17 protein-coding genes are annotated in these 18,580 nt (G+C 73.9%); 9 read left to right on the top strand and 8 right to left on the bottom strand.

The annotated features are described in order from the left end of the window. Nucleotides 1-18: 18 nt before the first annotated feature. From ABZ261_RS05030 to ABZ261_RS05020, 3 genes are all read left to right on the top strand, one after another. Nucleotides 19-1,557, top strand: a complete 1,539-nt coding sequence (locus tag ABZ261_RS05030) for a trypsin-like peptidase domain-containing protein (protein ID WP_356855569.1) — start codon at nucleotides 19-21, stop codon at nucleotides 1,555-1,557. Between the two features lie 84 nt (nucleotides 1,558-1,641). Beyond that, entirely contained in the window at nucleotides 1,642-2,070 is a 429-nt protein-coding gene (locus ABZ261_RS05025; RefSeq protein ID WP_356855365.1) for a sec-independent translocase, read from the top strand. Between the two features lie 240 nt (nucleotides 2,071-2,310). Next, entirely contained in the window at nucleotides 2,311-2,976 is a 666-nt protein-coding gene (locus ABZ261_RS05020; RefSeq protein ID WP_356855363.1) for a hypothetical protein, read from the top strand. 102 nt (nucleotides 2,977-3,078) lie between these two features. Here ABZ261_RS05020 and ABZ261_RS05015 read toward each other — a convergent pair whose 3' ends face one another. The 3 genes from ABZ261_RS05015 to ABZ261_RS05005 are packed head-to-tail and all read right to left on the bottom strand — an operon-like array spanning nucleotide 3,079 to nucleotide 6,140. Next, entirely contained in the window at nucleotides 3,079-4,212 is a 1,134-nt protein-coding gene (locus ABZ261_RS05015; protein ID WP_356855361.1) for an Mrp/NBP35 family ATP-binding protein, read from the bottom strand. 43 nt (nucleotides 4,213-4,255) lie between these two features. Beyond that, nucleotides 4,256-4,861: a DUF1003 domain-containing protein gene (locus ABZ261_RS05010; RefSeq protein ID WP_356855359.1), complete on the bottom strand. Its 606-nt coding sequence runs from the start codon at nucleotides 4,859-4,861 to the stop codon at nucleotides 4,256-4,258. Beyond that, entirely contained in the window at nucleotides 4,851-6,140 is a 1,290-nt protein-coding gene (locus ABZ261_RS05005; RefSeq protein WP_356855357.1) for a CBS domain-containing protein, read from the bottom strand. The genes ABZ261_RS05010 and ABZ261_RS05005 overlap by 11 nt, the downstream gene beginning before the upstream one ends. 220 nt (nucleotides 6,141-6,360) lie before the next feature. Here ABZ261_RS05005 and ABZ261_RS05000 point away from each other — a divergent pair, with 220 nt between their 5' ends. Next, nucleotides 6,361-7,101, top strand: coding sequence for a hypothetical protein (locus tag ABZ261_RS05000; RefSeq protein ID WP_356855355.1), 741 nt, complete (start codon nucleotides 6,361-6,363; stop codon nucleotides 7,099-7,101). 960 nt (nucleotides 7,102-8,061) lie between these two features. Here the strand turns inward: ABZ261_RS05000 and ABZ261_RS04995 are convergent. Beyond that, the gene (locus ABZ261_RS04995; protein WP_356855353.1) at nucleotides 8,062-8,577 is read right to left on the bottom strand and encodes a hypothetical protein; all 516 of its coding nucleotides are present in this window, start codon (nucleotides 8,575-8,577) and stop codon (nucleotides 8,062-8,064) included. 33 nt (nucleotides 8,578-8,610) lie between these two features. Continuing rightward, the gene (locus tag ABZ261_RS04990; protein ID WP_356855351.1) at nucleotides 8,611-9,732 is read right to left on the bottom strand and encodes a magnesium and cobalt transport protein CorA; all 1,122 of its coding nucleotides are present in this window, start codon (nucleotides 9,730-9,732) and stop codon (nucleotides 8,611-8,613) included. A 500-nt stretch (nucleotides 9,733-10,232) separates the two neighbouring features. Here ABZ261_RS04990 and ABZ261_RS04985 point away from each other — a divergent pair, with 500 nt between their 5' ends. The 4 genes from ABZ261_RS04985 to ABZ261_RS04970 all read left to right on the top strand — a co-directional run bounded on the left by ABZ261_RS04985 (nucleotide 10,233) and on the right by ABZ261_RS04970 (nucleotide 13,386). Then, nucleotides 10,233-10,817, top strand: a complete 585-nt coding sequence (locus ABZ261_RS04985) for a suppressor of fused domain protein (RefSeq protein ID WP_356855349.1) — start codon at nucleotides 10,233-10,235, stop codon at nucleotides 10,815-10,817. Between the two features lie 214 nt (nucleotides 10,818-11,031). Further along, nucleotides 11,032-11,673 (top strand): DUF6758 family protein, encoded by a 642-nt coding sequence (locus tag ABZ261_RS04980; protein ID WP_356855347.1) that lies wholly within the window; start codon nucleotides 11,032-11,034, stop codon nucleotides 11,671-11,673. A gap of 164 nt (nucleotides 11,674-11,837) precedes the next feature. Continuing rightward, nucleotides 11,838-12,695, top strand: coding sequence for a PHP domain-containing protein (locus ABZ261_RS04975; protein WP_356855345.1), 858 nt, complete (start codon nucleotides 11,838-11,840; stop codon nucleotides 12,693-12,695). Nucleotides 12,696-12,780: 85 nt separating this feature from the next. Further along, nucleotides 12,781-13,386: a MarC family protein gene (locus ABZ261_RS04970; RefSeq protein WP_356855343.1), complete on the top strand. Its 606-nt coding sequence runs from the start codon at nucleotides 12,781-12,783 to the stop codon at nucleotides 13,384-13,386. Between the two features lie 52 nt (nucleotides 13,387-13,438). Here ABZ261_RS04970 and ABZ261_RS04965 read toward each other — a convergent pair whose 3' ends face one another. Beyond that, nucleotides 13,439-13,615 (bottom strand): hypothetical protein, encoded by a 177-nt coding sequence (locus ABZ261_RS04965; RefSeq protein ID WP_356855573.1) that lies wholly within the window; start codon nucleotides 13,613-13,615, stop codon nucleotides 13,439-13,441. Between the two features lie 193 nt (nucleotides 13,616-13,808). Between ABZ261_RS04965 and ABZ261_RS04960 the strand changes: the two genes are divergently transcribed. Next, nucleotides 13,809-14,714 carry an NYN domain-containing protein gene (locus ABZ261_RS04960; protein WP_356855567.1) on the top strand — a complete coding sequence of 302 codons (906 nt, stop codon included), beginning with the start codon at nucleotides 13,809-13,811 and terminating at the stop codon, nucleotides 14,712-14,714. Nucleotides 14,715-14,787: 73 nt separating this feature from the next. Here the strand turns inward: ABZ261_RS04960 and ABZ261_RS04955 are convergent, their stop codons facing one another. Beyond that, entirely contained in the window at nucleotides 14,788-15,672 is an 885-nt protein-coding gene (locus ABZ261_RS04955) for an alpha/beta hydrolase (RefSeq protein WP_356855339.1), read from the bottom strand. Nucleotides 15,673-15,805: 133 nt separating this feature from the next. Then, nucleotides 15,806-18,397, bottom strand: coding sequence for a DEAD/DEAH box helicase (locus ABZ261_RS04950; RefSeq protein ID WP_356855565.1), 2,592 nt, complete (start codon nucleotides 18,395-18,397; stop codon nucleotides 15,806-15,808). Between the last annotated feature and the right edge of the window lie 183 nt (nucleotides 18,398-18,580).

Genomic DNA, 18,580 nt, shown 5'->3' with positions numbered 1-18,580 from the left:
CCCGCGCCCTCTGCCCCCGTGGCGCAGGCGTTCGCGCCTTCCGTCCCGGTGGCGCAGGGGCCGCTGTCCGCACCGACCGTGCCGGGGGCCCAGGCCTCGGTACCCGCACCGGCAGCCCAGGCGCCCGCGCCCTCTGCCCCCGTGGCGCAGGCGTTCGCGCCTTCCGTCCCGGTGGCGCAGGGGCCGCTGTCCGCACCGACCGTGCCGGGGGCCCAGGCGTCGGTACCCGCACCGGCAACCCAGGCGCCCGCGCCCTCCGGCTCCGTGGCGCAGGCGTCCGCGCCGGTGGCTTCCGTTCCCGCCGGGGCGGTGGGCGCGGGCGCCGAGGCGGCCCCGGCTGCCGGTACGCCCGACCCCGGCCCGTGGGGGCGCTACGACCCGTGGGCCGCCGCGTCCGCCGCGGCGCAGGCGGCGGCGCAGGGGCCGCTGCAGCAGACCGGCCCCGCTCCGCGGCGCACCGGGCGCGCCGAGCGGATGCCGGTGCCGCTGGCGTGGACCCTGGTCGTCGCCCTCGTCTCCGCGGGCATCGGCGGAGTCGCGGGCGCCTGCGTCGAGCGGGCGGGCCGGGGGGACGGCGGCACGCGGCCGCCGCAGTCTGCGCCGGACAGCGTGGCCGGGATCGCCGCCCGCGCCCTGCCGAGCGTCGTCACCCTGCACGTGCGCGGGGACGACGGGGCGGGCACCGGCACCGGCTTCGTGCTCGACGCCCGGGGCCACATCCTCACCAACAACCACGTCGTCGAGCCCGCCGGGTCGGACGGCGCGATATCGGTGACGTTCAGCGACGGCGACACCGCCGAGGCCGAGATCGTCGGCCGGGACAGCGGCTACGACCTCGCCGTCGTCCGGGTCCGCGGCGGCCACGGACTGACCCCGCTGCCCCTCGGCGACTCCGACGACGTCAAGGTCGGCGACCCCGTCGTCGCCATCGGGGCCCCCTTCGACCTGGCCAACACGGTCACCTCGGGCATCGTCAGCGCCAAGGACCGGCCCATCACGGCCGGCGGCGAGAGACGCGACGGCAGCGACCTCAGCTACGTCGACGCGCTCCAGACCGACGCCCCCATCAACCCGGGCAACTCCGGCGGCCCGCTCCTCGACTCCCGCGGCGAGGTCATCGGCATCAACTCCGCCATCCGTTCCGCCGGCGGCGGCTCCGGATCCAGCGGCGGCCAGGCCGGTTCCATCGGCCTCGGCTTCGCCATCCCCGTCAACCAGGCGAAGCGGGTCGCCGGGGAGCTGATCGACGACGGCCGGGCCACCCACCCGGTGATCGGCGTCACCCTCGACATGGGATGGTCCGGCGACGGCGCCCGCATCGACACCCGGAGCGCGAGCGGCGGCCCCGCCGTCGCCGAGGGCGGCCCCGGCGCGCGGGCCGGGCTCACGCCGGGCGATGTCATCACGCGGGTCGACGGCGAGCGCGTGCACACCGCCGAGGAACTGATCGTCAGGATCCGCGCCCACCGGCCCGGCGACCGGCTGCGCCTGACGGTGCACCGCGACGGCGCCGCACGGGAGATCTCGCTCGTCCTGGGCGCATCCGAGCGGGACTGACGGAAGTCCGGCCGCGGGACGGTACCGGTCGGACGGAAACGCCGGGTACCGTTGAGCGACCGAGGACATCGCAAGGAGCGTCAGGTGTTCAATGACATAGGACCACTCGAGCTGGTGACCATCATCGTGCTCGCCGTGCTCGTCTTCGGTCCGGACAAGCTCCCCAAGGTCATCCAGGACGTGGCACGCACGATCCGGAAGATCCGTGAGTTCTCGGAGAGCGCCAAGCACGACATCCGCGCCGAACTGGGCCCGGAGTTCAAGGACTTCGAGTTCGAGGACCTCAACCCCAAGACGTTCATCCGCAAACAGCTGGACAACGACGAGCTGGGACTGAAGGACATTCGCAGCGGCTTCGACCTCAAGAAGGAGATGGCCGAGGTCACGGACGCGGTGAACGGCCGGGGCGAGACGCCGGGCGTCGCCGCTTCCGGCGGGCGGGTCGACATGGTCAAGAAGCCCGAGGCGCTGGGCGGCGACGAGCGCCCGCCCTTCGACGCGGACGCCACGTAGACGCCGCCGTCACCACCCGACACGCGCACCCCCGCAGGGGCCGCGCACGTGACGCGTGTCATAGCGCGCGCCCGTTGTACACGGCGTGAACAGGCCGTTCGTGTGACCCGTGCATCCAGCGCCTGCCCTGCTGCCGGCGGCGGTGTGGATATGCTGCCGAGTTGTTGTGCGGACCGGAGGCGTACGCCCGAAGGGGGGCGGGCCGGCCCGGTCCGACGAGAGCGAGGAGGCGTCCGGGAGATGGAGACGACGAGTCGGGTGAGCGCGCAGGCGCCGGCCGCGGAGGGCGGGCCGCAGCTCCCCTCCGCCGGGCGTACGGTCGGCGATTACCTGCGGGCGCCCTTCCCGTGGTACGGCCTCGACGAGGCGTTCACCGGGCCGCGCTGGCTGATGCAGGTCGGCACGGCGGCCGACGGCGCCGTCGAACACGGTTCGATCGGGCACGGTGACGAGCCGTCCGTGTGGGGGGAGGCCGGTGCCGCCGGCGAGCCGCGGGACAAGTTCGCCGTGGTGGTGACCGTCGCCGCGCACCCCTCCCGCAGGAGCGCGGACGGCACGGGCATGCTGGAGGCGACGTCGGTGTCCTCCGCCGCCTGGCTGGCGGGCGTGGGGCTGCTGTCCTTCACCTGGCCCGGGCAGATGGACCACACCCTGCGGGACAGCTGGCTGGAGCAGCAGACGGAGACCGCGTGGGCGCTGGCCGACGATCTCGACGGGCCGGAGTGGTCCCGGCTGTCCCTGCCGGTGGACGGGGTCGCCGCCTCCTTCCACTACCGGGAGTCCGAGTTCGGCTGGGTGCTCGCCGGCACCACCGAGGCGGGGGTCCACCTGGGCGCCTACGGGCGGGGGATGAGCGCGTACGGTCTGGGCTTCGCCGTGGTGAAGGACGTCTCCGCCTACGCATGACGACGGGGCGCCGACTCCGTCTCGGCGCCCCGCCGCCCCGGGCTCACGGGCTCTCGCGCTCCCGCGGGCGCCGGTTCGCCGGCGGGAGCGGGTGCGCCGCGGTCAGAACTTGTTCTTCGGGGTGATCCCGAGCGACAGGCCCGACAGGCCCCGCCGGCGGCCGCCCAGCTTGCCGGCGATCGACCGGAGGGCGGCGCCCGCCGGGGACTCCGGGTCGGTCAGGACCACCGGCCTGCCCTCGTCGCCGCCCTCGCGCAGGCGGACGTCGATCGGGATGCTGCCGAGCACCGGGACCGCCGTACCGGTGGTGCGGGTGAGGCCGTCGGCCACCAGCTGGCCGCCGCCGGTGCCGAAGACGTCGACCATCTCGCCGCAGTGCGGGCAGGGCAGGCCGGACATGTTCTCGACCACGCCGACGATCTTCTGGTGGGTCTGCACGGCGATGGAGCCGGCGCGCTCGGCGACCTCGGCCGCCGCCTGCTGCGGGGTCGTCACGACGAGGATCTCGGCGTTCGGGATGAGCTGGGCCACGGAGATCGCGATGTCGCCGGTGCCGGGCGGCAGGTCCAGCAGCAGGACGTCCAGGTCGCCCCAGTAGACGTCCGCGAGGAACTGCTGCAGCGCCCGGTGCAGCATCGGGCCGCGCCAGACGACCGGGGCGTTGCCCGGGGTGAACATGCCGATGGAGATGACCTTCACGCCGTTCGCGGACGGCGGCATGATCATGTTCTCGACCTGGGTGGGCCGGCCGTCGGCGCCCAGCATGCGCGGCACGCTGTGGCCGTAGATGTCGGCGTCCACGACGCCGACCTTCAGACCGTCGGCGGCCATCGCCGCGGCGAGGTTCACCGTCACCGAGGACTTGCCGACGCCGCCCTTGCCGGAGGCGACCGCGTAGACCCGGGTCAGGCTGCCCGGCTTGGCGAACGGCACCTCGCGCTCGGCCTGGCCGCCGCGCAGGGCCGCCGCCAGCTCCCTGCGCTGCTCGTCGCTCATCACGTCCAGCGTCACGTCGACGCGGGTGACGCCGTCGAGCCGGGAGACCGCCTCGGTGACGCGCTGCGTGATGGTGTCGCGCATCGGGCAGCCGGACACCGTCAGGTACACGGTGACCGCGACCGCTCCGTCCGCGCCGAGCTCCACCGATTTGACCATCCCCAGCTCGGTGATGGGGCGGTTGATCTCGGGGTCGTTCACCGTCGCCAGTGCCTCGCGCACCGCGTCTTCCGTAGCCATAAACACGATGGTACGGCGCGCCGGGGGGCCGCAGGGCAGCCCGTCAGCGGTCGTCCGCGTCACGTCCCGGGGACCGTTCCGCCCGTTCCGCCGGGATCACGGCGTGCCCGTCGTGACGCCTTCGCTCCTCCAGCTCCTTGACCAGGTCCTGCAGCTCCGAGCGGATCCAGTCACGGGTGGCCACCTCGCCCAGGCCCATGCGCAGCGCGGCGACCTCACGGGTCAGGTACTCGGTGTCGGCGATGGACCGCTCGTTCTGCTTGCGATCCTGCTCCAGGTTGACCCGGTCGCGGTCGTCCTGCCTGTTCTGCGCGAGCAGGATCAGCGGCGCCGCGTAGGACGCCTGCAGCGACAGCATCAGGGTCAGGAAGATGAACGGGTACGGGTCGAAGCGCAGATGGCGGGGTGCGGCGATGTTCCACACCACCCACGCGATGATGACGACCGTCATCCAGACGATGAAACGTCCCGTGCCCAGGAACCGGGCGATCCGCTCCGACAGCCGGCCGAAGGCCTCCGGGTCCCACTCGGGCACGATCCGGCGGCGCGGCGGGCGCGGCTGGTCCAGCCGCGGCGCACGGGGCCGGCCGGCGGCCGTGGCGCCCGTCTGGGGACGCTCGCGGGTCGCGGTCTCGCGGTCAGGAGCCATGCGCGGGAGCCTCCTCTCCTTCGTCCAGGTCGAACTCCGTCTCCCGCCAGTCCTCGGGCAGCATGTGGTCCAGTACGTCGTCCACGGTCACCACGCCGAGCAGCGACCCGGACTCGTCCACGACGGGCGCGGCCACCATGTCGTACGTGGCGAAGAACCCGGCGACCACCGGCAGCGCGGCGTCCGGGTCCAGCGGCTGCAGATCGTCGTCGACCAGCGAGCTGACCAGGGTGTACGGGGGGTCGCGCAGCAGCCGCTGGAAGTGCACCGTGCCCAGGTACTTGCCGGTCGGGGTCTCGTCGGGCGGCCGGCAGACGTAGACCTGGGCGGCGAGCGCCGGGGACAGGTCGGGGTTGCGCACCCGGGCCAGCGCGTCGGCGACCGTGGCGTCCGGGCGCAGCACGATCGGCTCGGTGGTCATCAGACCGCCGGCCGTGTGCTCCTCGTACGCCATCAGACGCCGCATGTCGGCCGCGTCGGCGGGCTGCATCAGGCTCAGCAGCCGCTCCTTGTCCTCCTCGGGCAGCTCGGAGAGCAGATCGGCCGCGTCGTCCGGATCCATCGCCTCCAGCACGTCCGCCGCGCGCTCCTCCTTCAGCTTGCCGAGGATCTCGATCTGGTCGTCCTCCGGCAGCTCCTCCAGCACGTCCGCGAGGCGGTCGTCGTCCAGGGCGGCGGCGACCTCGGCGCGCCGCTTCGGGGACAGGTGGTGCAGGACGTTGGCGAGGTCGGCGGCGCGCAGCTGCTCGAAGGTGGCGAGCAGGTTCTCGGCGCCCTGGCCGTGCTCCTCCAGCGAGAACCCGGTGACGGCCGACCACTCGGCGGTCAGCGTCTCGCCCCTGGCCCGCCGGAAGGCGCCGCCCTTCCTCCCCTTGCGCAGGAAGACCCGGTCGACCTCCCAGTCCCGCCGCGCGGGCAACTGCTGCACGGACACGTCGAGGACGGTGACCTCCTCCCGCGTCTCCACCAGCGTCACGCGCCGGTCCAGCAGCTCCCCGAAGACCAGCCGCTCGGTGGGCCGCTGCTCGAAACGGCGGACGTTCAGCACGCCGGTGGTGATGACCTGGCCGGACTCGATGCCGGTGACCCGGGTCATCGGCAGGAAGATGCGGCGCCGGGTGGCCAGTTCGACCACCAGCCCGAGGACGCGCGGGGGCCGCCGCCCGACGCGCAGCATCACGACCACGTCGCGAACGCGGCCCACCTGGTCGCCGGTCGGGTCGAAGACGGGGACCCCGGCGAGGTGCGAGACGAAGATCCGGGGGGCGCCGGCTGCCATGGCTCTGCTTCCTTTGCCTGGGAATCGCGGGACGACTGCGGGGTGCGGCTGCGGGGTGCGGGATCTGCTCGGATTTGCCCGCTCGGGTGCGCTTCAGGCTAGCCCGTACCGGTCGGATACGCGCTGGTGGGGGTCCGGACGGACTGGCTCCGCCGGGCGGTCGGGGCACCGGTACGCTGCGGTACGCCGCTCAGGATCCGTCAGAAAGGCAGCCCCCTCCGTGACTGCGCTTCCCCAGGGCCGTACCCGCCGCGCCGCACTGGTGACCGCGATCTGCGCACTGGCCGTCACGGGGGCGACGGCGCTGACGGGGTGCGGCGGCGAGGATCCCGACGCGGGGACGAACGGGGTGGGCAAGCTGCCCGCCGCCAAGATCCAGGCGAGGACGCGGGCCGCGGCGGACGGGGCGTCCGCGGTGCGGCTGTCCGGGACCGTGGTCACCAGCGGCCGCACGTACCGGCTGGACATGCGGCTGAAGTCCGACGGCGGCACCGGCTCGGTGACCTCCGAGGGAGGGACGTTCCAGCTGCTGCGGGTCGGGGAGCGGCTGTATCTGAAGGCCGACGCGGACTTCTGGACGCACGCCGACGGCAGCAGGGGCTCGGCGGGAAAGCTGGACGGCAAGTACGTGAGGGTCCCGCAGGCGGATCCCGCGTACCGCAAGTTCAGCGGCTTCACGGACAAGGACGTCCTCCTCGACGGTCTGCTGACCCTGCACGGCGCCCTGGCCACCGCCGGCCGCCACGAGCAGGCGGGTACCCGCACCGTCCGCATCACCGGCGACAAGGGCGCCGGCGGCACGCTCGACGTGTCCCTCCAGGGCACGCCCTACCCCCTCCGCATGGTCCGCGCCGGCGATGCGGGCACGCTCCGCTTCTCCGACTGGAACAGCGACTTCACCCTCACCGAACCGGCCCCGTCCGAGACGGTCGACTACGGCAGGCAGCTACCGGCGTCGTGACCCCGCCCGAGCGGCGCCGGACCCCACGACGGCGATGACGGCCCCGCGCGGCGACCGGCGCGTCACGCGGCGGCTGTGCGGGTGCGGGTGCGGCGCCGGTGGTGCGGGACGGGGGCGGCGGCGCGGGCCGCCCGGTGTCCGGGTGCGCGGTGGGGCGGGGTGTGCAGGGGTGGGGGCGGGTTGCGCCGGAGCGCGGGGCGGCGCGGTGCACGGGTCCGGGCGGTTAGTCCGGTTCCGCCGGGAGCCGGGCCGACCGGCGCCGGGGGCGTGGGACGGGGGCGGTGGCGCGGTGTTCGGGTGCGCGGTGCGCGGGGTGTGTAGGGGGCGTGGGCTGCGCTGGAGCGCGGGTCGGGGGCGGTTAGTCCGGTTCCGCCGGGAGCCGGGCCGACCGGCGGCGGTGGCGCGGTGCGGGGGCGGTGGCGGGTCGCGCGGGGTTCGGGTGAGCGGTGCGGCGGGGTGTGTAGGGCGCGGGTCGCGCGGTGTTCGCTTGCGCGGTGCGCGGGGTGTGTAGGGGGCGTGGGCTGCGCTGGAGCGCGGGGTGGCGCGGTGCGCGGGTCCGGGTGGTTCGTCCGGTTGCGCCGGGAGCCGGGCCGAACGGCGGCGGGAGCGCGGGACACGGGCGGGGGAGCAGCCCGGCCGGCCCACGGCGCGGTGCTCGCGGCCGGCCGTCCTGCGCGCCGGCACGGCACCGCGGCCTGCGTCCCCGAACGGCGCCCGCCCCGTCCTCGACCTCCGGGGCCGCCGCGTGCCCGCGCGGGGACCGGTACGCAGGGCGCTCGCCGAACCACCGGGAGCGGCCGGGCGAAGCCCCGCCCTCCCGGCCGGCGGCCACGGATCCGACCGCCCGGAGCGCCCGCGCCCGGAAGGGGAGGCTCTGGAGGCTGCGCGGCGCACGCGGCGGCGCCGCACCTGCCGGGTGCTGGGGCCCGGCCGCCCGCCGGTCCTGGCTCCGTCCTCGGTTCACCTGGCCTTGCGGCGCCTGAGCAGGAGCTTGGGGAGGCCCGCCGGTGTCGGTCTGCGGGTCGTGGCCGGGGTCGGCACCGGCGGTTCGGCCTGGCTGTCGGCGGGCAGCGGCGCGAGCGACCCCGTCGGCGCCAGGCGGAGCACCCGGCACTCGCGGGCCCAGCGGGCCGGCATCTCCTCGCCGTCCGGGGCGTTCAGCCGCTTGCCCTTGAGCTCGGCGACGGCCGCCTCCCACTCCGGCGAGCCGGACGCCAGTTCGGACACGGTCACCGGGAACGTCACGAGCCGGCCCCCCTTGTCCTTGCTGCGCACGGTCACCTCGGCGGAGCCCCCGTCGGCCAGCCCCTCCAGCGGCTGCTCGCCGGGCCCGCCGCCGACCAGGCACACCGCGCCCTCGTGCCACACGTGCCACAGCGCCCGCGCGGCCGGGGCGCCCGCGCCCCTGACCCAGACGAGGCCGGACTTCTTCGCGGCCTCCTCGATGAGGGCCCGGTCGAGCAGCTCACTTGTCATGCGCCCCAGCCTATCCAGGCGGACGGGGCCCGCTCACAGCCAGCCGTTGCGCTTCAGCGTGCGGTGGATGCCCAGGCACAGGACGACCGTGACGCCCATGATCACCGGGTAGCCGTACTTCCAGTGCAGCTCCGGCATGTGGTCGAAGTTCATGCCGTAGACCCCGCACACCATCGTCGGCACGGCGATGATGGCCGCCCACGCCGTGATCTTGCGCATGTCCTCGTTCTGCGCGACGGACGCCTGGGCGAGGTTGGCCTGGAGGATGGAGTTCAGGAGTTCGTCGAAGCCCATGACCTGCTCCTGGACCCGGGCCAGGTGGTCGGCGACGTCCCGGAAGTACTTCTGGATGTCGGGGTCGATCAGCCGCATGGGCCGCTCGCTCAGCAGCTGCATCGGCCGCAGCAGGGGCGCCACCGCGCGCTTGAACTCCAGGACCTCGCGCTTGAGTTGGTAGATCCGCGCGGAGTCCACGCCGCGCGACACCCCGCCCTTGCGGCCGGGCGAGAAGACCTCGGTCTCCACCTCGTCGATGTCGTCCTGCACCGCGTCGGCGACCGCGATGTAGCCGTCCACCACATGGTCGGCGATGGCGTGCAGCACGGCCGAGGGGCCCTTGGCGAGAAGTTCGGGGTCGTCCTGGAGGCGGTGGCGCAGCCCCCTGAGCGAGCCCTGCCCGCCGTGCCGGACGGTGATGAAGAAGTCCCGGCCGGTGAAGCACATCACCTCGCCGGTCTCGACGACCTCGCTGTTGGCGGTGAGCCGGTCGTGCTCGACGTAGTGGATGGTCTTGAAGACGGTGAAGAGCGAGTCGTCGTACCGCTCCAGCTTGGGCCGCTGGTGGGCCTGCACCGCGTCCTCGACGGCCAGCGGGTGCAGTCCGAACTCGGTGGCGATACCGGCGAATTCGGCCTCGGTCGGCTCGTGCAGCCCGATCCACACGAATCCGCCGTCGCGGCGCACCAGCCGCATCGCCTCGTGCGGGGTGAGCGGCGTCGTGCTCCGCACCCGCACGCCGTCGCGGTAGACGGCACAGTCGACGACGGCCGAGGGCGTCGCGGGGTCGCGCGTGGTGTCGTACGAGGCGCCGGTGTCCTTGCGCAGCGAGACACGGGACGGGCGGACCACGGCGCGCAGGTCGCGGATCATCGACATGGGCAGGCTCCTTCGCGACAGGCAACGAAAGGCCGCCGGCGACGGTTGGAACTACCCGGAATGGGGACGTCCTGACTGCGGAAGATGTGGGGCACGTCCACAAAGCGGGGAGCACCGCACCGTCGCGGTGGCGACTTCGCTACTGATGCAGAACTGATTCAGGTCAGACGGATCAGGCAAAGCGAAACAAAGTGCTCTTCCGGACGGCGACGCGCACGGGAAGTCGGCAGCCAGCCAGCAACCAGCCAGTAACTACATCAGCGGCCGGAAAAGCGAGTGGTACTGCACGGTCGACTTCGATCCATGACAGCCCCACCTCCTCCGGCCGGTCCCTCGTAAGGGAGTCTCATCGGCGTCGGGGCCGCCGGCGGTCTCCCCCTGCCGGAACGGCCTTGGGGACACCATGGGCGTGCTGCCCCGAACCACCGGCTCAGAGTACCAGTCGCCCGAACTGTCAAGGCGCCGCTTTGCCCGCTACTGACGAGTTCTATGCTCACCGCATGGCTGATGTTCTTCCTCTGGTCGAGGCCCGGTTGAGCACCGCGCTGGGCGAACCGGACGCCCGGGCCGCGGTCACCTTCCTCGGCGTGGACCGCATCGAGGTGCTCCGCTTCCACGAGGGGGACGTCGTCCGGTACGCCACCCTGGGGATGTCCCGGCATCCCATGACGGACCCCGCGGCGCTGCTCGCCGACCCGGTCGGGGGACCGCGCGCCGAGCTGGTCCTGTCCGTCCGCGCGGGCCGCGCCGACACCGACAAGGTGCTCCGCCCGCTCGCCGTCCTGGCCGCGTCCCCGCAGGTGGAGGGCCTGGTGGTGAGCCCGGGCGCCTCCCTGGACATCGGCGGGCCGCTGTGGCCCGGCGCGCCCTTCACGTCGGTCCTGGTGGGCGAGCCCGGCGGGCTGGTGGAGGACCTGGAGCTGGAGGCCCCGCTGGACCCCGTGCGGTTCCTGCCGCTGCTGCCGATGACTCCGAACGAGGCCGCCTGGAAGCGGGTGCACGGCGCCCAGGCCCTCCAGGAGCGCTGGCTCGCGCACGGGACGGACCTGCGGGACCCCGCCCGCGCGACCGTCCCCCTGGAGTGAGCAAGCTCACCAAGGCCCGTGCGGGTCGGGTCAGTTGACGAAGAGGCGCCCCCCGGCCCCGGTGACGGGCGCCCGCCGGCCGGCGCAGCCGGCCCGTGCGCGCCGCACGTCCGGGCGCTTCGGAGGGCTCCCCGTCAGGCATATGGTCGGATCTTCCGCCCGGACGGGTGATCGTCCTTGACGTGGGCGGGCAGGGGTAGGACCGTTTAACCCTATGAGGGGCGAACCCAGTTGCCCGAGGTGCGGTGGCCGGGTCAGGGCTCCCGGCCTCTTCGCCGATTCGTGGCAGTGCGACGTGCACGGCACGGTCTATCCGCTGCAGCCCGTGATCCCGCCCAGCGTCGAGGCGCTCAGCGTCGTGGTGCACCGGACGCAGGTGCCGGTGTGGATGCCGTGGCCGCTCCCGGTCGGCTGGCTGTTCACAGGGGTGGCGTACGCCGGGGACGACCGCAGCGGCGGCCGGGCCACCGCGGTGGCCTGCTCGGGTCCCGGGCCGCTCGGCGGGCCGGGCGAGCTGATCCTCATCGCCGAGGAACTGGGCGTCGGCCTCGGCGCGTACTACGCCGGCATCGACGGCCCCGACCCCGGGCCGTACATGAACGTGGAGAAGCCGCCGCAGGCCAAAGTGCTGGCCGCGGGCCGCCCGACCCCGCTCTGGCACGTCTTCCGCACCCCCGACGACCGTGCCGTCTTCGCCGGTGAGGCGCTCGGCATGTGGCTGTGGGCGGTGACCTGGCCCGCGCAGTCCGGCCTGCTGATGTACGACGAGCTGGTGCTGACCGACCTGCGGGACGCGGGGGCGGAGATAGACCTGGTGCCCTGCGGCGCGCTGTCGCCGCGCCTGCTGCGGCCCTGACGCCCGGCGGACCCCTGGGGTGCGGTGCTCCCCGCGCGGTGCCTCGCGCGCCCCTGCCGGGGTGCCGTAGGGGGCGCCGGCGGGTTGCGGGTGTGACAGGCGGGGGCGGGATCCGGCTATCCTTGGGTGTCCCGTTCTCGTCCTTCCGTCCGCCTGGAGCAGCCGTGCGCATCGACCTGCACTGCCACTCCACGGCCTCCGACGGCACGGACACCCCGGCCGAGCTCATGCGCAACGCCGCCGCGGCCGGACTGGACGTCGTCGCGCTGACCGACCACGACACCACCCGCGGGCACGCCGAGGCGATCGCCGCGCTGCCCGAGGGGCTGACCCTGGTCACCGGCGCCGAGCTGTCCTGCCGGATCGACGGCGTCTCGATGCACCTGCTGGCCTACCTCTTCGACCCCGAGGAGCCCGCCCTGCTCGCCGAGCGCGAGCTGGTCCGGGACGACCGGGTCCCGCGGGCCAAGGGCATGGTCGCCAAGCTGAACGCCCTGGGCGTGCCGGTCACCTGGGAGCAGGTCGAGCGGATCGCCGCCGGCGGCTCGGTGGGACGTCCGCACGTGGCCTCCGCGCTGGTGGAGCTGGGCGTCGTCCCGACGGTGAGCGACGCCTTCACCGAGGAGTGGCTGGCCGACGGCGGGCGGGCCTGGGTGGCGAAGCACGAGACCGACCCGTTCGAGGCGATCCGGCTGGTGAAGGCCGCGGGCGGGGTCTGCGTGTTCGCGCACCCGGCCGCCGCCAAGCGCGGCCGTACCGTGCCGGAGGCGCGGATCGCGGAGATGGCCGAGGCGGGTCTGGACGGGGTCGAGGTCGACCACATGGACCACGACCCCGACGCCCGGGCACGCCTGCGGGGCCTCGCGAAGGAACTTGGGCTGCTGGTGACGGGCTCCTCTGACTACCACGGCAGCCGCAAGACCGTGGCGCTGGGCGCGTACACGACCGACCCCGAGGTGTACGGGGAGATCACACGGCGGGCCACCGGCGCGTTCCCGGTGCCCGGTACCGGCGGAGCCTGAGGCCCCGCGCGGCCGCCGCCCGCCCCGACGTCACCCGCCCCCGGACCCTCTTCGTTCCTCTTCCCGCAAGGCCAGTACTTCCCCCATGTTCGACGTCGCCGTCTTCGGCTCCCTGTTCCTGACCCTCTTCGTCATCATGGATCCCCCCGGGATCACGCCGATCTTCCTCGCCCTGACCGCCGGCCGGCCGGGCAAGGTGCAGAAGCGGATGGCCTTCCAGGCCGTCTGCGTGGCCGGCGGGGTCATCGCCGTCTTCGGCGTCCTGGGCCACCAGATCCTCGATTACCTGCACGTGTCCGTGCCCGCTCTGATGATCGCGGGCGGGCTGCTGCTCCTGCTGATCGCGCTGGACCTGCTCACCGGCAAGACCGACGAACCCAAGCAGACCAAGGACGTCAACGTCGCCCTCGTGCCGCTGGGCATGCCGCTGCTGGCGGGCCCCGGTGCCATCGTCTCCGTGATCCTGGCCGTGCAGAAGGCCGACAGTGTGACCACGCAGATCTCGGTGTGGTCCGCGATCCTCGCGATCCACGTCGTGCTCTGGCTGGTGATGCGCTACTCGCTGCTGATCATCCGGGTCATCAAGGACGGGGGCGTGGTCCTGGTGACGCGCCTCGCGGGCATGATGCTCTCCGCGATCGCCGTGCAGCAGATCATCAACGGCGTCACTCAGGTGATCCGGGGGAGCTGAGCCAGGACGGCTCGGATCCCCCGGAAAGCCTGAGCGGGAAAGCCCGTACGGGTTACGAGGCCGGGGTCTCGGCCGGGCGGATCCACAGGCGCTGCCCGATGGCGGCTGCCTGCTGCACGATCCGGTTGACGGAGGCGGCGTCCACGACGGTGCTGTCCACGGTGGTGCCGTCGACCTCGTCGAGTCGCATGATCTCGAAGCGCATGGGCTTCTCCCTTCGTCTGGTCATCCTCCTGCGGAGAACTCCTTGGCGCACCGCTGGTGTGCGCGGTGTCGTAGGAGTCAACGGGATGCGTGGGGCGAACATTCCCTACGCTAAAGAAAATTTTCGAACGACTAATTACTGACCGGTAAGTGGTGTCGGTAAGGGTGTCGGGGGACCGATCGGGATCATTTGTGTTCGCAGTGTGACCGCCGGGACAATGGAGGCGATGAACGACGACCTGGCTGCCCTGGGCGCCCGCATCGACCGCACGAACGAGCTGCTGGAACGCATGCTCGCCGAGGTGGCGAAGACGCCCTCGACCCACGCGATCTTCGTCGACGCGGGGTACCTGTACGCAGCCGTCGGCCGGCTGGTCACCGGCAGCGAGGACCGCCGGGCCTTCGACCTGGACGCCCAGGGCCTCATCGACGCGCTGATCGACAAGGCGCGCACGATCTTCGCGGACAGCCGGCTGCTGCGCGTGTACTGGTACGACGGCGCCCGGCGCCGCATCCACACCGGCGAGCAGCAGGTCATCGCCGAACTGCCCGACGTCAAGGTCCGCCTCGGCAACCTCAACGCCAACAACCAGCAGAAGGGCGTCGACTCGCTGATCCGCACCGACCTGGAGTCACTGGCGAGGCACCGCGCGATCAGCGACGCGGCCCTCCTCGGCGGCGACGAGGACCTGGTCTCGGCGGTCGAGGCGGCCCAGGGCTACGGCGCCCGTGTGCACCTGTGGGGCATCGAGGCGCCCGAAGGCCGCAACCAGGCCGAGCCGCTGCTCTGGGAGGTCGACAGCCAGCGCACCTTCGACCTGGAGTTCTTCAAGCCGTACGTCTCGCGGCGCACGGCCGCCGCGTACGAGGCCGGCGCCGGCGCCCGGCCCACCCGCGAGGCCGTCCGTTTCGTCGGCGCCCAGATCGCGGCCAAGTGGCTCGTCTCCCGGGGCCGCGAGGCGCTCGTCGAACTGCTCCCCGGCCATCCCTACCTGCCCGGCTCCGTCGACCAGGACCTGCTGGTCGAGGCCGAGGCCCTGCTCCAGTACTCCCTGCGCGGCCAGGCCGACCTGCGCCGCGTCCTGCGGGACGGCTTCTGGGACCACCTCCGGGCCCAGTACTAGCGAGGCGGGCGCGAACGCCGGTCCGGCCGGGCGCGGCACCGGCCGGCGTCCGGGCGCGGCGCGACGGCACCCCCTAGCGGCGCAGGCCCGGTACGTCGTCCCAGAAGGCGGCGACGGCGCGGGCCGTCTCCAGGGGGCGGTCGGTGTTGGGGGAGTGCTCGGCGCCCTCGACGACCGTCCGCCGCGCGTTCAGCCGTACCGCCATGTCGTCGAGCAGCGGCAGCGGCCAGGTGTCGTCCCGCGAGCCCGACAGGACGTGGAACGGCAGCGGCACGGCGGCCAGTTCGGCGACCCGGTCCGGCTCCGTGCACAACTGGCGTCCGGTGGCCAGGAGCTGGGCCGGCCTGGTGCCCAGCCAGCGGCGCCGCAGGTCGTCCCGGTCGTCCGGTCCCGCGTCCGGGGCGGGTGCCTCGGTCTCCTCCGGCGGCGCCATCGCCTGCATCGCCGTCCAGACCTCCGCCATGCTCAGCACGGCCAGCGCGTCCCGCAGCAGCTTCACGCGCTCCTGCTGGGACGGTGAGATCTGCGCCGGACCGGAGGCCATCAGGGTGAGCGACAGGAAGGGCGAGTGGTCGAGCAGCACGGCCGCGCGCGCGATCTGACCGCCGAGGGAGTGCCCCAGCAGGTGCACCGGGCCGCCGATCGCGGCAGCCTGCGCCAGCACGTCCCGCGCCAGCTCCTCCTGCGCGTAGGCGGACTCGTCCGCGTCGGGTCCGTCCGACTCGAACTGGCCCCGCCCGTCCACGGCCACGGTCCGGTACCCGCGCCGGGCGAGCGGCACGTGCAGCGGATTGAAGTCCTCCTTGCTCCCGGTGAACCCCGGCAGCAGCAGCGCCACCCCCCTGGGCTCGACGCCCGCGGCCACGGGGGCGTCGACCACGGCGAAGTCACCGCGGGCCGTGCGGAGGGAGTAGGCGCGGGCGCCGGGGGGCGGGACGAAGGTGGAGGGCCTGCTCATGGGGAGAGGCTATCGGGAGGGCGCCGCCGTGGCCGGGGCCGGGAAACGCGGGCGGAGACGCCGACGGCCGGGCCCACCTCGGTGGACCCGGCCGTCGGACCGGCTGACGCCCGCCGCGCGGGCGGTGCCGGGATCAGCCCTCGGAAGCCTCCACGGCAGCCGTGGCCTTACGGGCACGGCGCGGCTTGGGCGTCGCCTCGGCGCTCTCACCGGCCGCCTCCACGGCGGACGCGGCGGTCTTGCGGGTCCGGCGCCGCGGCTTCGCGTCCGGCTCCTCGGTGGCCTGCGCCGGGATCTCCGGAGCAGCCGCCTCGGCAACGGCCTTGCGCGTGCGCCGCGCCTTCGGAGCGGCCACCTCGTCCGCACCGGCCGCGTCCACGGCGGCGGTCGCCGCCTTCCGCGTACGGCGCGGCTTGGCCTCGGCGGCTTCGGCGGTGTCCGCGGCGGGTCCCACGGCGGCTGCGGCGGTCTTCCGCGTGCGGCGCGGCTTGGCCTCTGCCTCCGCTTCGGCGGTGTCCGCGGCGGTTGCCGCGGTCTTCCGCGTGCGGCGCGGCTTGGCCTCTGCCTCCGCTTCGGCGGTGTCCGCGGCGGTTGCCGCGGTCTTCCGGGTGCGGCGCGGCTTGGCGTCGGCCTCCGCTTCGGTGGTGTCCGCGGCGGTTGCCGCGGTCTTCCGCGTACGGCGCGGCTTGGCCTCGGCCTCCGCCTCGGTGGTGTCCGCTGCGGCCGCTGCGGTCTTCCGGGTGCGGCGCGGCTTGACCTCGGCGGCCTCGGCCGCGTCCGCGGCGGTCTCCGCGGCTGCCGCCGTCTTGCGGGCGCGACGCGGCTTGGCCTCGGCCTCCGCTTCGGCGGTGTCCGCGGCGGGTTCCACGGCTGCCGCGGTCTTCCGGGTGCGGCGGGGCTTGGGCTCGGCCTCCGCGTCCACGGCGGTCTCCGCGGCTGCGGTGGTCTTGCGGGTCCGGCGCGGCTTCGTCTCGGCGGCCTCGGCCGTGTCCAGCACCGTTTCCGCCTCGGCGGCCGGCTCGGCCGTCTTCCGCGTGCGGCGGCGCGGCTTGGCCTCCGTGGCCGAAGCGGCCTCGGGGGCGGACTCCGCCGCCGTCACCGGTTCCGCCGCCGGCTCCGCGGCCGCCTCGGTCACGGTCTCGGGCGTCGCCGGCTTGCGGGTGCGGCGGCGGCGCGGCTTGTCCGGGGCGTCCGGGGCGTCCACGACGGTGGGCCCCTCGGCCGTGGTCACCGGTTCGGCGGCCGGCTCGGCGATCGTCGCGGGCGCCGCCGCGGCCGTCACCGGCTCGGCCGGCGCGCCACCGCGCGTACGGCGACGGCGGCGCGGTGTGCGGGTGGCCGCCGGCGCCTCCTCCGGCCCGGCGGTCCCGGCGGCCGGCGCGGCCGGGGAGACCGCGGACTCGTCCACCGGGGCGCCGCCGCGGGTGCGGCGGCGACGGCGCGGCGTACGGGCCGGGCGTTCGCGCTCGGCCGGGGCCGACGCGTCGCGGCCGCCGCGGCCGCCGCGGTCACGGCCGCGCGCGCCCCGCCCGCCGGTCTCGCCGAGGTCCTCCAGCTCCTCCGCGTCCAGACCGGCACGGGTCCGCTCGGAGCGCGGCAGTATGCCCTTGGTGCCCTCGGGGATGCCGAGGTCGGAGAACAGGTGCGGGGAGCTGGAGTAGGTCTCCACCGGGTCGTTGAAGTCCAGCCCCAGCGCCTTGTTGATCAGCTGCCAGCGCGGGATGTCGTCCCAGTCGACGAACGTGATCGCCGTGCCCTTGGCGCCGGCGCGGCCCGTACGGCCCACCCGGTGCAGGTAGGTCTTCTCGTCCTCGGGGCACTGGTAGTTGATGACGTGGGTGACGCCCTCGACGTCGATGCCGCGCGCGGCGACGTCGGTGCAGACGAGGACGTCCACCTTGCCGTTGCGGAAGGCCCGCAGGGCCTGCTCGCGGGCGCCCTGGCCGAGGTCGCCGTGGACCGCGCCGGAGGCGAACCCGCGGCGCTGCAGCTGCTCGGCGATGTCGGCGGCCGTGCGCTTGGTCCGGCAGAAGATCATCGCCAGTCCGCGGCCCTCGGCCTGCAGGATGCGGGCGATCATCTCCGGCTTGTCCAGGGAGTGCGCGCGGTAGACGAACTGCTTGATGTTCGCGACCGTCACGCCCTCGTCGTCCGGCGCGGTGGCGCGGATGTGCGTGGGCCGGGACATGTAGCGGCGCGCGAGGCCGATGACCGCGCCCGGCATGGTGGCCGAGAACAGCATGGTCTGGCGCTTGGCCGGCAGCATGTTGATGATCTTCTCGACGTCGGGCAGGAAGCCCAGGTCGAGCATCTCGTCGGCCTCGTCGAGGACCAGGCACTTGACGTGCTTGAGGTCGAGCTTCTTCTGGCCCGCGAGGTCGAGCAGACGGCCCGGGGTGCCGACGACCACGTCGACGCCCTTCTTCAGGGCCTCCACCTGAGGCTCGTAGGCCCGGCCGCCGTAGATGGCGAGCACGCGCACGTTGCGGGCCTTGCCGGCGGTCAGCAGGTCGTTGGTGACCTGGGTGCACAGCTCGCGCGTGGGGACGACGACGAGCGCCTGCGGGGCGTCGGTGAGGTCCTCGGGCGCGGCGCGGCCCGCCTCGACGTCGGCGGGGACGGTGACGCGCTCCAGCAGCGGAAGGCCGAAGCCCAGCGTCTTGCCCGTGCCGGTCTTGGCCTGGCCGATGACGTCCGTGCCCGAGAGGGCTACCGGAAGCGTCATCTCCTGGATGGGGAAGGGAGTGGTGATGCCGACGGCTTCGAGGGCTTCGGCGGTCTCGGGAAGGATCCCGAGGTCTCGGAACGTCGTAGTCAGGGTCATGCCTCTTCTGTGTGCGCGGTGCGAGGCGAGCGCGGGGGTCAAGTCTGACCGTGCCGGGGACGTCGGCTGCCGTACGGACGAACC

Origin of the sequence: Streptomyces sp. NPDC006193, from assembly GCF_040613915.1 — a bacterium.
Classification (GTDB): domain Bacteria; phylum Actinomycetota; class Actinomycetes; order Streptomycetales; family Streptomycetaceae; genus Streptomyces.
Note: the sequence above shows the minus strand (reverse complement) of the source record. Positions and strands in the feature narration are given on the sequence as shown.

Coding starts and splice junctions, on each gene's coding strand:
- ABZ261_RS05020 (WP_356855363.1), top strand. CDS start 2,311: ATGGAGACGACGAGTCGGGTGAGCGCGCAGGCGCCGGCCGCGGAGGGC.
- ABZ261_RS05015 (WP_356855361.1), bottom strand. CDS start 4,212: ATGGCTACGGAAGACGCGGTGCGCGAGGCACTGGCGACGGTGAACGAC.
- ABZ261_RS05010 (WP_356855359.1), bottom strand. CDS start 4,861: ATGGCTCCTGACCGCGAGACCGCGACCCGCGAGCGTCCCCAGACGGGC.
- ABZ261_RS05005 (WP_356855357.1), bottom strand. CDS start 6,140: ATGGCAGCCGGCGCCCCCCGGATCTTCGTCTCGCACCTCGCCGGGGTC.
- ABZ261_RS04995 (WP_356855353.1), bottom strand. CDS start 8,577: ATGACAAGTGAGCTGCTCGACCGGGCCCTCATCGAGGAGGCCGCGAAG.
- ABZ261_RS04990 (WP_356855351.1), bottom strand. CDS start 9,732: ATGTCGATGATCCGCGACCTGCGCGCCGTGGTCCGCCCGTCCCGTGTC.
- ABZ261_RS04985 (WP_356855349.1), top strand. CDS start 10,233: ATGGCTGATGTTCTTCCTCTGGTCGAGGCCCGGTTGAGCACCGCGCTG.
- ABZ261_RS04980 (WP_356855347.1), top strand. CDS start 11,032: ATGAGGGGCGAACCCAGTTGCCCGAGGTGCGGTGGCCGGGTCAGGGCT.
- ABZ261_RS04970 (WP_356855343.1), top strand. CDS start 12,781: ATGTTCGACGTCGCCGTCTTCGGCTCCCTGTTCCTGACCCTCTTCGTC.
- ABZ261_RS04965 (WP_356855573.1), bottom strand. CDS start 13,615: ATGACCAGACGAAGGGAGAAGCCCATGCGCTTCGAGATCATGCGACTC.
- ABZ261_RS04960 (WP_356855567.1), top strand. CDS start 13,809: ATGGAGGCGATGAACGACGACCTGGCTGCCCTGGGCGCCCGCATCGAC.
- ABZ261_RS04955 (WP_356855339.1), bottom strand. CDS start 15,672: ATGAGCAGGCCCTCCACCTTCGTCCCGCCCCCCGGCGCCCGCGCCTAC.
- ABZ261_RS04950 (WP_356855565.1), bottom strand. CDS start 18,397: ATGACGCTTCCGGTAGCCCTCTCGGGCACGGACGTCATCGGCCAGGCC.